General features: G+C 52.8%; 11 protein-coding genes. 7 read left to right on the forward strand and 4 right to left on the reverse strand.

Going from position 1 to position 13,180, the window contains the following annotated elements:
- Positions 1 to 26: 26 nt before the first annotated feature.
- Positions 27 to 557, forward strand: a complete 531-nt coding sequence (locus tag R3I13_RS09805; protein ID WP_346317762.1) for a DUF192 domain-containing protein — start codon at positions 27 to 29, stop codon at positions 555 to 557.
- Positions 558 to 643: 86 nt separating this feature from the next.
- Here the strand turns inward: R3I13_RS09805 and R3I13_RS09810 are convergent, their stop codons facing one another.
- The 3 genes from R3I13_RS09810 to R3I13_RS09820 form a co-directional block, all read right to left on the reverse strand.
- Positions 644 to 2,938, reverse strand: coding sequence for a c-type cytochrome (locus R3I13_RS09810; protein ID WP_346317763.1), 2,295 nt, complete (start codon positions 2,936 to 2,938; stop codon positions 644 to 646).
- Between the two features lie 198 nt (positions 2,939 to 3,136).
- The gene (locus R3I13_RS09815; protein WP_346317764.1) at positions 3,137 to 5,107 is read right to left on the reverse strand and encodes a sigma 54-interacting response regulator; all 1,971 of its coding nucleotides are present in this window, start codon (positions 5,105 to 5,107) and stop codon (positions 3,137 to 3,139) included.
- A 10-nt stretch (positions 5,108 to 5,117) separates the two neighbouring features.
- Positions 5,118 to 7,571 carry a histidine kinase dimerization/phosphoacceptor domain -containing protein gene (locus R3I13_RS09820; protein ID WP_346317765.1) on the reverse strand — a complete coding sequence of 818 codons (2,454 nt, stop codon included), beginning with the start codon at positions 7,569 to 7,571 and terminating at the stop codon, positions 5,118 to 5,120.
- Between the two features lie 352 nt (positions 7,572 to 7,923).
- Here R3I13_RS09820 and R3I13_RS09825 point away from each other — a divergent pair, with 352 nt between their 5' ends.
- The 6 genes from R3I13_RS09825 (at position 7,924) to R3I13_RS09850 (ending at position 11,638) form a co-directional block, all read left to right on the forward strand.
- Positions 7,924 to 8,148, forward strand: a complete 225-nt coding sequence (locus R3I13_RS09825; protein ID WP_346317766.1) for a 2TM domain-containing protein — start codon at positions 7,924 to 7,926, stop codon at positions 8,146 to 8,148.
- Between the two features lie 9 nt (positions 8,149 to 8,157).
- Entirely contained in the window at positions 8,158 to 8,724 is a 567-nt protein-coding gene (locus R3I13_RS09830; protein WP_346317767.1) for a cupin domain-containing protein, read from the forward strand.
- An 18-nt stretch (positions 8,725 to 8,742) separates the two neighbouring features.
- Complete coding sequence (locus R3I13_RS09835) at positions 8,743 to 9,309, forward strand: carboxymuconolactone decarboxylase family protein (protein WP_346317768.1); 567 nt, start codon at positions 8,743 to 8,745, stop codon at positions 9,307 to 9,309.
- Between the two features lie 46 nt (positions 9,310 to 9,355).
- Positions 9,356 to 10,081 carry an antibiotic biosynthesis monooxygenase family protein gene (locus R3I13_RS09840; RefSeq protein ID WP_346317769.1) on the forward strand — a complete coding sequence of 242 codons (726 nt, stop codon included), beginning with the start codon at positions 9,356 to 9,358 and terminating at the stop codon, positions 10,079 to 10,081.
- A 31-nt stretch (positions 10,082 to 10,112) separates the two neighbouring features.
- A complete protein-coding gene (locus tag R3I13_RS09845; RefSeq protein ID WP_346317770.1) occupies positions 10,113 to 10,913 on the forward strand; it encodes a type 1 glutamine amidotransferase domain-containing protein in 801 nt (266 codons plus the stop codon).
- Between the two features lie 86 nt (positions 10,914 to 10,999).
- Complete coding sequence (locus R3I13_RS09850; protein ID WP_346317771.1) at positions 11,000 to 11,638, forward strand: NAD(P)H-binding protein; 639 nt, start codon at positions 11,000 to 11,002, stop codon at positions 11,636 to 11,638.
- A 9-nt stretch (positions 11,639 to 11,647) separates the two neighbouring features.
- Here R3I13_RS09850 and R3I13_RS09855 read toward each other — a convergent pair whose 3' ends face one another.
- A complete protein-coding gene (locus tag R3I13_RS09855; RefSeq protein WP_346317772.1) occupies positions 11,648 to 13,111 on the reverse strand; it encodes an MFS transporter in 1,464 nt (487 codons plus the stop codon).
- Positions 13,112 to 13,180 lie beyond the last annotated feature (69 nt).

The raw sequence follows: 13,180 nt of genomic DNA on the forward strand, positions 1-13,180 counted from the left end.
ACCTTCAAGCCTCAAACCGAGTTATCATGAAGAATTTTATGTGGATCATGGCGCTTTCCGGCTTTGCACTGGCCGCTTCCTGCAACAACCAACCCAAACAGGAAAGCAGTACGGACACGGGTTCCGCCTCCACTACCCCCGCTGCCCCCGCGCCGGCGGATGGGCCGGTATTTAAGAATGAAGGCCAGCTGTCATTCATCAGCAAAGCAAAAGGCGATACGATCAAAACGATCGCTATTGAAATAGCCGAAACGGATGAAGAAAGAGCCAAAGGCCTGATGGACCGCAAGTCTATGGAAGATACCCAGGGCATGCTGTTCATTTTTTCCGCTCCAGAAGAGCAGTCTTTCTGGATGAAGAACACCTACATTTCGCTGGATATCATGTATGTGAATGAGAATTTCGAGATCGTAAGCATCCAGAAGTACGCCACTCCCCTGTCTGAAGAAAGCCTTCCGTCTTTTAAGAAGGCGCAGTATGTTGTGGAAACCAATGCCGGTTTTGCCGATAAATACAAGGTTGCCTACGGCGATAAGATCGCTTTCACCAAAAAATAGCGTTCACACCTTATCTCTTCTATAAACTTCTTTGATCAGCCCCGCGGCGTTTTTACCTGCGCCGCGGGGCTGACGAAGCCCGGCCTCTACTTCAGTTCCTCCATCGTGAAGGATTTCTGCCGGCCTTTGTATTGCTGCCTTACGGCCTGTACGTCTTTTTCCGTCACCTTTTCTGCCTTGTTGCTCCATGCGTTGCGTATGAAGCTGAGCAGCTGCGCAATGTCTGCATCAGAGAACTCGTCGCTGGTTGCGATGCCGGGCATGTCCGCATTGATCTCAGGCGCTTTGTATACTTTGCCGTTCACTTCCACGGGGCCTGTAAGGCCATACAGCACGATCGCGATGAGCCGTTCTTTTTTGCCGGTCACTATTTCGGAATGGTTCAGTGGCGGCGCGAGCGATTGAATGCCGTCTCCATCGGTGCCGTGGCAGGTTTGGCAAACGGTTTTGAAGATCAGCGCGCCGCGCGGGTATTCTTTCGCCAGGGCGCCGTCTGCATTGGCCTGGCGGTTGTTCCTGATATCCTTGATCACTTTTTCCAGCCTGCGGCGGATGATGAGATTGGTATCCGGGTTCCAGGCTGTAACGTCCGCCAGCAGCTGCACTTCCTTGTCCCGCACGTTGCTGATCACCGCAGCAGCCACGTAGGGGCTGTTGGGGAAGTTGTGATAGAGCGCTGTAAGGATTTCGTTTGCGGCGGCGGCATTATACTTTTTCAGCGCGGGCAGCAGGAAGCCCGTCACCGGCGCATAGTTGGTATGGCCGGCCATTTCCGCGAGGAGTTTTGTAATAAATGCAGCATTGCTTTTATCCAATACCGAAGGGATGGCCGCCAGCGCGTTGTTATTCACGGCGATGTTGCCGTCCTCCTGGTATACGCGCAGGATGTCGTCCAGCGTCAGCGCGTGCAGGCCTTCCAGCGTCCACATCGCATGCAGGTCCGCCAGCGACCGCACAGAATCCTGCAGCAGTGCTTTCAGCAGCGGGACGGCGGCTTTGTATTGGCCGTCTACCAGCATCTGCTGCGCTTTATCTCTCGTCCAGCCGTTCTCTGAGCCCAGTGCTTTCACGAGGTCTGCCGGGTTGTTGTTCAGCGTTTCGCGCACCGGCTTCGACCCTTCCGGGATGATGCGGTAAATGCGGCCGCAGTTGAGCGGCTGCGTAAGGCTGCGTGCGCCGATCTCATTTTTCAGGTACGGCGTGAGGTAGGTTTTATGTTGAATGATGCCGCGGTACATGTCCAGCACATAAATGGCGCCATCCGGCCCTGCGTGGAGGTTCACGGGGCGGAAACGTTCGTCCGTGCTGGCCAGGAATTCCCTGCCGGCGTAGGCCTGGCGGCCTTTCACAAAAAATGAACTGTCTTTGAGGATATTCCTCTTTATGAGGTTGGCGGAAGGCTCGGCCACAAATGCGTTCTCCTGGTATTCCCTGCCATACAGGCTGCTGCGGTAGATGAGCGGGCCGCAGGCGGCTGTGAATTTCACCAGGCGCAGGCTGTCGTCCAGTACGCCTTTCATGTATCCCCTGTTCACGCCCGGCGTGGGGCGGATGGGATAAGTACGGTTGTCAGGGACGATGTTTTCATTATAACCTGCCACGCGGCGCTGGTTCTCATTGGTAGAACCGAGGCCCGGGGAGAAATAATCGCCCAGCAGGTTTTCCGAGTTGTTGTTGTAGTAGAGGCGGCCGTAGCTGTCCTGCGAAATGCCCCACTGCCCGCGGAAATGCGTGTCTTCCTTCAGCCAGCGGTTGCCTTCACGGCGGTAGCGTTTGGAGGCTTTGGCGTTGTAGATCCAGTTGTCCATGGCGCGGTACAGGCCGTTGGGCTGGTGCTCCACGTTGCCGCCTTCAGTGTAGGCGGAGTCTACCAGGGTTTTCTTCCCGGCTTTGCCGTCATTTATTTCCACGTGCCAGAGCCGGGGCGGTTCGGCCACCAGCAGGCCATTGCCCACGATGCAAAGCGCGCGGGGCAGTATCAGCGAGTCCAGGAACACGGTGCGGGTATCCGCAGCGCCGTCTCCGTTGGTATCTTCCAGGATCACGATCTTCCCGTTCATGGCTTCTTCGCCTGTGCCGACGGTATCCGGCATATAGCCGGTCATTTCCGCCACCCACATGCGGCCGCGCTCGTCGAAGGTCATGGCCACAGGCACTATTACATCCGGCTCTGCGGCCACCAGCTGCACGGTAAAACCGTTTTCCACCTGGAAATGCTGCAGGGCCTGCGCGGGCGAAAGCACGGGCGATTCGGCAAACTGGCGGCGCATGGCGATGGAATCCGCCTTTGAATTTTTCTCTGCATTGTTACAGGAAGCTATTGTTATCCCCGCCAATAAAAAACCCATCCAGATCCTGCCTTTCGTTATAGCGTTTGCCATATCTTGAAATCGATTGAAATTTGCCTTTAAAATAATACCCCGAAGGGTAATAATCAAATTTGAGGGCGCTAAAATAGGGCTGGAAAAGGGTAAAATAGAGGAATTATTGACAGGCGGGCGAAGGGAGTTACAGGGGGAATCGTATAATAATCAAGTGAGCACTACCCGTTTGGCCTGTAGCCAACCGGTTCATTGCGGTTACTCCCCCGCATTGAAAAAATCCTGCCGCCTGATATGCAGCTTGGCCATTTTTGATTCCAGTGTGGTGGGCTTGATCTTCATGATTTCCGCCGCGCCATGCACTCCCCTGATCCGGCCTTTCGTCTTTTTTAGAATGGCTATGATGTATTCTTTCTCTGTTTGCCGCTGGATGTCCTTAATTTCTTCTATCGTGCCGATGTCGTTACCTGCAGGTTTCGGCACGCCTGCCGGAAGCTTCCGGGCCAGCTGCAGCTTCGACTGGCCGTCATTGAGCACCACCGATTGTTCCAGGATATTTTCCAGTTCACGGATATTTCCCGGCCAGTCATACCCCTGCAGCGTTTCCAGCATGGTTTCGCTGATGCCGTTGAAAGGCTTGTTAAATGACTTGCAGAATTTTTTTGCAAAAAATAAAGAAAGCGCTTCGATGTCCGGCTTCCGTTCCCGCAGGGGCGGCAGCGTAATCGGGAAAACGTTTAAGCGGTAGTACAGGTCGAGCCTGAAATTCCCTTCCGCTACTTCTTTTTCGAGGTTGCGGTGCGTGGCGGCTACGATCCGCACATTCACTTTTACCGGCGCCTTTCCGCCGACATATTCTATTTCTCTTTCCTGCAGCACGCGCAAGAGCTTGACCTGCATGGCAACCGGCAGTTCCCCGATCTCGTCCAGGAAGATCGTTCCGCCGTCGGCAAGTTCGAACTTTCCTTTCCGCTTTTCGATGGCGCCGGTAAACGCGCCTTTTTCGTGGCCAAACAATTCCGACTCTATCAGCGTGGCGGGGATAGCGGCGCAGTTAACCTTTACGAAAGGCCCGTCTTTCCTGGGCGAAAACAGGTGAATGGATTGGGCAACACGCTCTTTCCCGGTACCGCTTTCTCCCAATATCAGGACAGACGTGCTGTACGGGGCCACCTTCGCCGCCAGGTCCAGCGCGGATAACAAAAGATGATGACTGCCAATGATGCCCTTAAACCCGGGATGGCTCATCATATCCTCCTGCTTCACGCCCGCGGCAGCAGCCCCGTTCTTCACCGCGGTTGCCGGCGGCGCGCCATAGGCCGTTCTCCCGGCCAGCTCTTCCAGGTTGGATTTCAACCGTTCCAGTAAGCGGATGTGGTCTTTTGTATAAGCAGCAGGCTGCCTGCTGTAAAAATAATATTGAACGGACAGCCCATAACCCAGCGCAACGGGGAATACGAGGCAGGACTTCATCCGGAAGCGGCCTGATATTATCTTTTGTAGTGAGGTATTACCTGCATCCCTGCCGGCTGTTTCCGTGTTATATATGCATGCCCCATTTTCCGTTGGACTGTTCGCTGCCATTGCGGAAAGGTCTTGCTGGTTTAATCCTGTAATCGTCATCATCTCCTTTTCTCCAATAAACTGGTATTCATCAAAGCCCGTACGTAAATATCCCGTATCGCCGAAATGCCCGGCATCGGTAGGTCTCAGGCCATTTGTAACAAGATCGAAGGGTACAAAAGATTGAATGGCCCTGGCCACCTTCAGCATTTTTTCCGGAACGCCTGCAGCTTCATTGCTGATGGCCGTTAGCTGCTTCTGCAAATGTTCTTCCTGCCGTAATTTGGATTCAAGGCTATGCGTATGCCGGTACCACGCAATATCCAGCATCACCAGCAGGTCCCGCTCGCGGAAGGGTTTGACAAGAAACCCGTAGGGCTCCGTTGTTCTTGCTTCTTCCAGCACTTTTTGATTGGAGTTGGCGGACAAATAAATAAACGCGATGTTTTCCGCCTTCAGTTTCCGGGCAAATTCGATACCCGAGATGTCTCCCTCCAAACGGATATCCAGTATCACGATATCCGGCCGGTTGCTTTGAAGATATTCATCCGCCTCTTCCGCAGACGCGGCAATACCCACCACCTGGTACCCGGCCGGTACCAGTATCAGGCGGAGATCATTCGCTACAATGAATTCATCTTCTACGATCAGTATTTTTTTATTCATAGCATATTGCTTAAGCGTCGGCCAATGCCTCCTCTGAAATTAATTTACTGGTCACCGCAAACCTGATCGTTATATGGAAACCGTTATTATTTACCATGTTGAAGCGGCCTTTTAATTGTTTTGAAAGGCCGCGTATCAGTTCCAGACCAAGCGAGTGATGCTCCGTTACATCGAAATCCGCCGGCAGGCCAACGCCGTCATCTGAAATGTTCAGCAACAAATGATCAGTATCGTCGTGCCGCAGGCTGATGCTCACCACTCCCCTCTGCCCGCCGGGAAACGCATATTTGACGGAATTTACAATACTTTCATTGATGATCAGCCCCAATGGAATGGCCTGCGATACGTCAAGATCCAGCGGCTCAACGTCCTGTTTAAAGATCACCTGGCTCCCCGCGCCCAGGCTGTCCTGGACATGGTTCACCAGTTCCCTGATATATTCAGGCATGGAAATGGACGCAATATTCTCGGACTGGTAAAGCTTCTGGTGGATGAGAGACATGGCATACACGCGGCGTTTGCTGTCCTGGATAGCAGAGAGCGCGGCATCGTTATTAATATACACAGCCTGCGAATTAAGCAGGCTGATCACTATCTGGAGATTATTCTTCACACGGTGATGTATTTCCTTCAGCAGCCATTCCCTGTCGGTCACCAGGCGCCGCAGCTGGTCGTTCTTGAGCGTGATCACTTCGTTGTTCTTCTGCTTCAAACGGTTTTGCCGGTATAATAAGCCCGCAATAATGATCACCGCGGCAATCCCTGCAAAGGTCAGGTTCCTCACAAGCGTTGCCTGGCTTGCTTCTTTATTCAACAGGGTGATCAGGCTTTCTTTTTCCTGCGTTTCATAGATAACCTGCAGCTCTTCCGCCTGCCTTATTTTCGTTACCCGGAAATTGGAGTCGAGCAGTTGTGTATATTGCTTATAGTGAGCTGCGGCGGCGGCATCATCGCCCATCGTGGAATCGATGCTGATCAGCCAGCGGTATGTGTTGAGTTTGTTTGCCAGGTAAGCCCGGTCTAATGTTACGGTATCCGCCAAACTTTTATTGAACAACTCCCGCGCCTTCCCGTACTGCTTCCGCTTATAAGCGATGACTGCATACCCCTCATTGATGCCTGCCCTCCGGAGCGGCCCCCTGATGGCCTCCGCTATCGTCTCCAGCGAGTCCATCTTGCCGAGATAGGCTTCGGCCAGATCCAGGTTTCCCAGGTTTAAATAACAGTCTGAAAGCAAAGAGTAATAAAAGATCTGGTCGGAAATGATCGACGGCGGGCCCAGCCTCCTGGCGGTTTCTTGTACCAGGTCGAACGCTTCCCTGGCACGCCCCTGGTTATGCATATTGCCGGCGATCAAAAACAGCATATTATACCCGGCCGGGTTACGGTCAATAATAAACCGGTTGATGCTTTTCTGCGCCATTTTAACGCTTTGTTCCCGGTTGTCCTCACTCTCGTAAAGCAGCGCCAGCCGGCCATAAAAATATCCCCAGCCAATGCTGTCGCGGCTGCGTTCCGCCACTTTGACCGTTTGAAAGGCATATCGCAGCGGCTCTCCGAACTTTCCCCGGAACATGGTGACATTCGCAAGCGCCTCCGTGTTATAATGCGTATAAGGATAGTGAATAAGCTCCTCCAGCTGAAGCGCTTTTATGAAAACTTCATTAGCTGCCTGCAATTGCCCGGTTACAACGGACATATACCCCAGATCTGTCAGCACATTGATCTCTGCTTCCGTATCGCCCAGGCTGTGATAAAGGCCGGCTGCTTTCTGCAGGTCCTCCACCTTTCGCAGTAAAGTAGCAGCTGCCGGGGCGGTATACATACCCCTGTAAGCATATGCCCTTGCTTCGGTTTCTTTATCCCCGGCTTCCCGGCATTGACCGATCAGTACATTGTAAATGGAATCGCCCCTGCTGTCATTCTCCTGTACATACATCTTTCCAAGCAGGCAAAGCGCGATCCGGCCCAGCTTTTTTTCGTTCAAAGACCTGCTTTCTGTTATTGCACTGTTTAAAAAATACCGCACGGAGTCGCCATACCTGTGGTAGCTATGGGGTTGAAATGCATAATAAGAACCCAGCAGCAGGAACAGCCGCAGGCGCTGGCGGCCGGTCGCTTCCGAAAGCAAACGGACCCCGGCACCAGGCTCCTGGCGGTCTATCCATTGCGATTGTTTCAGCAAAGCGGGATCGTCAATTCCTTCCGCCAGCACCGGCAACCGGCTTAGGCCCAGCGACCGGCTGGCGATATACAGGCAGCTGTCTGCCCCCACCATTCCTTCGCTGGCAACAACGAGATAAGTGGAACTGAGTTGTAAGTTCAACCACTGCCATGACCCCTTATCCTCAGAGGGATGATGATAAGCGCCGGCTAAACCCGCTGATGGTATTGAAGACTGTGAATGCCCGTCAACTGGTATCAGCAGGCCAAGCGTGATGCATAATATTATTGCTCTGGGCATAGCTTTCATTTTAAGGATAGCCGGTAAAGGTTGGATTTTAAATGCGTTTACGGATCAGCAAAAGAAGCCAATAATCATGCAATATTTCACTGGCGGCCTCCATCTGCAGCACAGTGCAAATTACGCTTTGTTTTCAGTTTGTTCTCATATTGGATCTTCACTCCAGCTTATCGGAGCAGGCGCTTTCAAACTCCGATATTTCGGAGTACCCCGCATGCATCCTTCGTCTGATTACAGGTAATTGCAACCCATATAAATTTATGTATCAGCATTTTAAAAAATTACATCCGCGCTTTGCATCTCCTTCCCTTAAATGGCATGCAACTGGTCACTCCCCCTTAAACTCATCACAATGACACATCACACTGACTGGAGTGCCACTCCCCCTATTGACCCGAAAAAAGGCTTCAGGATCCACCTGATCGTTTTCCTCCTTGGCGTGCCGGCCATCTGGCTGGTATGGTACCTTACCGACAGAACTTATCCCTGGCCCCTGTGGTCTACCCCTGCCTGGGCAATAGGCGTACTCTTCCACTACCTCGGCGTATTTGTTTTTAAAAAACCCAAGTCTAAATAAGCACCGGATATGAACCCATCACAAAAAACCTTCAGGCGCGTCGTAACAGGCCATGATGCAAATGGAAAAGCAACGATCGTTTCAGATGCGCCGCCCGTTAACGCACAACTCGTAGGCGGCCCTGGCGGCCCCACTTTCTTTGAGGTCTGGCATACCCTGGAAACGCCCGCTTTCATTTACGCCCGGCCGCAGGACCGGGACGAGCAGGGCCTGGTGCTGCCCCCTCCTAAAAACGGAACGCGCATCCGCGTGATAGAATTTCCGCCGGAAGGGGAAGAGATCCGGAAATTGACCGGCGCGGACGCAGCTGCCAAGTTCAAAGCCATGGGCGACGAGCACGCATCCACTTCCGGAGAAAGCGCCCCTCACCCGCTGATGCACCGCACAAAAACAGTGGATTACGGCATCGTGCTCGAAGGCGAGATAACGCTGGTGCTTGACCAGGATGAAACGATCATCCGGGCGGGCGACATCGTTGTGCAGAACGGCACCAACCATGCCTGGGCAAACCGTTCCGGCAAGGCTTGCCGCATGGCCTTTATCCTGATCGACGGTGAACCTGCCGGAATTGTATAAAACAAAAATTACAACATCATGCGTATTCACCCCATACCGCCGGAGCAGCTCAGCCCGGAAGTACGTTTCGTTCACGATGAGATTGCAGGGCTCGTAGGCCGCAGCCAGCGCCAGGTTAGCATGCTCAATGAGCAGGGGGCATTGACGGGGCCCTTTCCCGCCATGCTGCATTACCCCCAGTTCGGCATACCTGCGCTGAGCTTTTTGCGAACACTCGATACCCATGCAACACTTGACAAACGGGTACGCGAAGTTGCGATACTCACCGTAGGAGCGGCGTTCGGCGCGCGTTTCGAGCTGTATGCGCACGCCATCATGGCGGAGGCTTTCGGCTTGCCGGCGGATACGATCGCCGCGATTGCAGCGGGCGGCCATCCATACGGACTGAATGAGCAGGAAGCCATTGCGCACCATATTGCCTTTGCATTGGCAGCCGGCCGTATCGTTCCGGCTTCAACGTACAACCGGGCGGTGGCCTTGCACGGCCAGGATGCAGTATCGGAGCTGTTCTTCCTGGTCGCAGGATATTGTCTTATCGCGGTTATCCTGAACGGGTTTGATATCCCGGCACCGGATAACCCGTAATAAAGGAACCATTTTTCTTTTACCGGCAGTCTTAAAAACTAAACCAATGACAGTGAAGAAAACCACATCCTTGTTCAACAAGATCCTTTCGTTGATGACCATTTGCCTCATGCTGGCGGGAACACGCGCAACCGCGCAAGCGCCCGCAGCTGTGCTGACCCGGTTCGAGGTGAAGAGCGGCTACGAAAAAACGCTCCGGAAAACGCTCCAGGAATATGTGAAGCAGGCGGTTGCCCGTGAAAACAACATCATGGCAGAAGCATATCATGAGCAGGAAAAACCTTCCGTTCTCTGGATCATCGAAAGATGGGACAGCAAAAGCGCCCTGCAGGAAATGAGAGAAGGTGCAACCGGCGGGTTTAAAAAGATCGAAGGAATGCTGGCGCAACCAGCCCGGACAATCTACATCAGCGACCTGGAACCGCTTTCAAAAAACGAATGGAGAAGGCCTCCGGAAAAGGAAGACGAGCCCATTACCATCATGTTGTTCGTGGACAGCAAACCCGGTACAGAAGGCACTTTCAGGCAAGTATACCATGCTGCCATGCCGCAGTTCCGGAGCGAACCCGGGGTTATTAATTACCAGCTGTCACAGCTGGAAGAAGACAGTACGCAGTTTGTCACCTACGAAAAATTCAGGAGTGAAGATGCTTTCCAATACCACCTGAATTTCCCGCCCATAAAGCCCGTGATCGACTACCTGAATACCAGTATAAAAAGCCAGCCTTTTCAAAAAGGGCTCCACCGGCTCATTACGCTCACATCGAAATAAATTATTACCAAAAACAAAAAAATAAACAAAGATGAAGCATATCAACCAGGGCCTGCTGCCCTTGATAGCAGGCACACTCACAGTGTTTAACGTACAAGCCCAGGTAAAGGCTACTGATCATGAACTGTCCATACTGAATCAACTATCATCTCCCGCGGTGGTGGTGAACATGCCGGTATCGCAGCTGTTGAACGCCCCGGGCAATGAAGCGTTGCGCGCATTCTTTTTTGATCCCGTAAAGGACCCCTCGATGCTGAAAGGCAGGACCATCGCAGTGATTGCCGCGGATGGCTTCGAGGAAATTGAATTGTTAGGCCCCGTATGGTATTTCAGGCAACTGGGCGCCAAAGTGGATATCGTAGCGCCAAAGTATAATCCTGCTCCTGAAAGGTATGGCCTTATGTACCCTGAAATGGCAAAGACCCATATCATGGCGATACAATATTTGCAGCCCGTGGGATGGATAAAATTCGACCGGACGGCAGACCAGGTAAAAGTGGATGACTACGATGCCGTCTTTATCCCCGGCGGCGCCTGGAACCCGGACAATTTGCGGTACGACAAAGATGTTATCAATTTTATCCGGGAGTTCAATAAGTCAGGCAAACTGATCGCGGCCATCTGTCATGCGCCGGTAGTGTTGGCTTCAGCCGATATCCTGAAAGGAAAAAAACTGACAGGTTACTGGAATATACAGGTAGACCTGAAAAATGCCGGCGGAACCGTGCTGGACCAGCCTGTGGTGACAGACGGCAACCTGATCACCAGCAGGCACCCCATTGACGTAGCCGATTTTTCGAGGGCCGTTGAGCGCTGGCTCACCAATAAATGATCTGACGAAAACCGGCTGGCAGTTTAAGCACAACCCGGGGCCTTTTCCGGCTCCGGGTTGCTACTTTCTTTAAAATCATACATCATATGATAGCGCTGATCACAGGAGCTACGGGAGCAACAGGAAGAGACCTCGTACAATTACTGCTGCAGGATAACCAGTATACCATCATCGTAATATTTGTGCGCCGTCCTATCGGAATCAGCGCGCCAAAATTATTTGAAGTGCTGACTGATTTTGATAACCTGGAACAGGTTGCCGGTTTCATCAAAGGAGACGTGTGGTTTTCCTGCCTGGGCACTACCCGGAAAGCGGCGGGCTCAAAGGAGCAGCAGTGGCATGTGGATTACGGGATCCCTGTGAAGTTTGCTGAGATAGCGAAAAAGAATGGGATCGCATCGGTTGTGCTGCTGTCTGCTTACGGGGCTTCCCCTGACAGCAATGTGTTTTATTCAAAGATGAAGGGCAAGCTGGAAGAGCGGATCGGCGCACTTGCATTCGAACGGCACATCATTTTCCGCCCTGGATTGTTGTTGCGCAAAGGCAGCAGCCGTGTTGGCGAACGCGTGTTCGCTGCTTTGCTGAGGTTGCTGAACAAACTTGGAATAGCCCGGAAGTTCAAGCCATTACCCACTTCTTTATTGGCAGGGAAACTTGCGAAAGCGCCAAAAGTGCTTGGTCCGGGAAAACACATTGTAGCGTTAGATGAAATCTTTAGCTTTTAACATACTGGCTCAAAAGAATCGCCTCCTGAAAACATTCCGGATCGTGGAATACCCGTTCATCAGGGAACCAGTCAGGAAGTTGTCCTTCAGGTTGTTCCGCAGGGTGCTGCGCATGATGCGCACCACTACGTCCTTTTCCACTTCCCCCGTTTCCTTTACCCGACCCAGCTGGTTCACGGCGATGAGCGCCAGTACCGCGCCGATCAGGAACAGGAAGTTCCAGTCCTGCAGCTCAACAATGTGAAGGGTTTTATTCCATTTGGGATCGGTCCATTGCGCGTCTATTTTCAAATGCCTGTTGGCGAAGAAATCCGCCAGCGAACCACCTGCGAGCGGCGCCAGTGCGGAAAATATGGCGGTGATGATGTTCTTCGTGGAAAGGTATATAATAGAATCCGCCGTAGGCGCCAGCTTCAGCCCGATATTGGTAAGCGACAAGTTGATGCCCGCGTTCGCAAAACCCATCAGCAAATGGATCAGTGCCAGCAGCACAAGGTTGGGCCACAATTGCGTGTAAATGCCCACAAAACACCAGGCTATCAGGCAAAGGATATAAATCGGCGCGCCAATGGCGATGATGGTCTTGTTGCTATACCTGTCCGCAAACAGCCCCCACAGCCGGATCGTGAGAATGCTGCTCACCTGGCTGAGGATGTTCAGCCCGATGATGAACGACAATCCCAGCCCCATGCTTTTCATCATGAATACGGTGAAGAACGGCGAAGCAATGTTTACGGCAAACACCCAGGCGGAGTTGAATATCAGCAGCCGCATGAAATTCGGGTCTTTCAGCGGCCGGCGGAGCATGCTGAACAGGTTCTCCCGTGGCAGTATCTTTTTCGGTTCCGGCGTGCTGGCCAGGATGAGGGTGCCTGAAACACCGGCCACACCGGCAACGATGAACATATAACCGTAAGCGTCCAGCTCATAGGCCGGGAAATCACGCCGGACATAGTCCACCCCCAATGCCAGCAGCAGGCTCAGCACCACGTTCAGCGACTGCATGAGGCTGCTTCTTTTTGCGAAAAAAGCGCCCAGTTGTTTTTCCGGCACCAGGTCTTTCATCCACGAATTCCAGCTGGCGCCGGCTACGGCCCCGGAGAGATAATAAAAGAACAGGATGGGAATGATCAGCTCGATGGTCACCACACCACGGAACAGCAGCGGCATGAGGCCGATAAAGATCAGCGGAAGCCTTGCCAGCAGGCTGCATATGACGGTGATGCCCCGCCGGTTGTTGAACCGCCTTACCAGCCAGATGGAGATCAGCTGGAAAACGTTCACCATGGTAGGCAATGCCGCTATCAAACCCAGCTGCACGTTGTTGGCGCCGAGCAAAATAGCCATGGCGACAATAAAAACCCCGCCGGTCAACGTGGTCATGGCCTCAGACGCCAGCCCGTCGCCGATCACCAATCTCAAGCCCCTCCTTACATCCTGCTCCGTGAGTACTTCTTTCGGCTGTAAATTCATCACTCCGGTTTGGGGTTGGGGAGCAATCATTGTACCACTTAGGGGGGGCCGCGGTGTTTTCTCTTTGTT

This window comes from Chitinophaga sp. YIM B06452, from assembly GCF_039655965.1.
Classification (GTDB): Bacteria; Bacteroidota; Bacteroidia; order Chitinophagales; family Chitinophagaceae; genus Chitinophaga.

Coding starts and splice junctions, on each gene's coding strand:
- R3I13_RS09855 (WP_346317772.1), bottom strand. CDS start 13,111: ATGAATTTACAGCCGAAAGAAGTACTCACGGAGCAGGATGTAAGGAGG.
- R3I13_RS09810 (WP_346317763.1), bottom strand. CDS start 2,938: ATGGCAAACGCTATAACGAAAGGCAGGATCTGGATGGGTTTTTTATTG.
- R3I13_RS09825 (WP_346317766.1), top strand. CDS start 7,924: ATGACACATCACACTGACTGGAGTGCCACTCCCCCTATTGACCCGAAA.
- R3I13_RS09840 (WP_346317769.1), top strand. CDS start 9,356: ATGACAGTGAAGAAAACCACATCCTTGTTCAACAAGATCCTTTCGTTG.
- R3I13_RS09845 (WP_346317770.1), top strand. CDS start 10,113: ATGAAGCATATCAACCAGGGCCTGCTGCCCTTGATAGCAGGCACACTC.
- R3I13_RS09805 (WP_346317762.1), top strand. CDS start 27: ATGAAGAATTTTATGTGGATCATGGCGCTTTCCGGCTTTGCACTGGCC.
- R3I13_RS09830 (WP_346317767.1), top strand. CDS start 8,158: ATGAACCCATCACAAAAAACCTTCAGGCGCGTCGTAACAGGCCATGAT.
- R3I13_RS09835 (WP_346317768.1), top strand. CDS start 8,743: ATGCGTATTCACCCCATACCGCCGGAGCAGCTCAGCCCGGAAGTACGT.
- R3I13_RS09815 (WP_346317764.1), bottom strand. CDS start 5,107: ATGAATAAAAAAATACTGATCGTAGAAGATGAATTCATTGTAGCGAAT.
- R3I13_RS09850 (WP_346317771.1), top strand. CDS start 11,000: ATGATAGCGCTGATCACAGGAGCTACGGGAGCAACAGGAAGAGACCTC.
- R3I13_RS09820 (WP_346317765.1), bottom strand. CDS start 7,571: ATGCCCAGAGCAATAATATTATGCATCACGCTTGGCCTGCTGATACCA.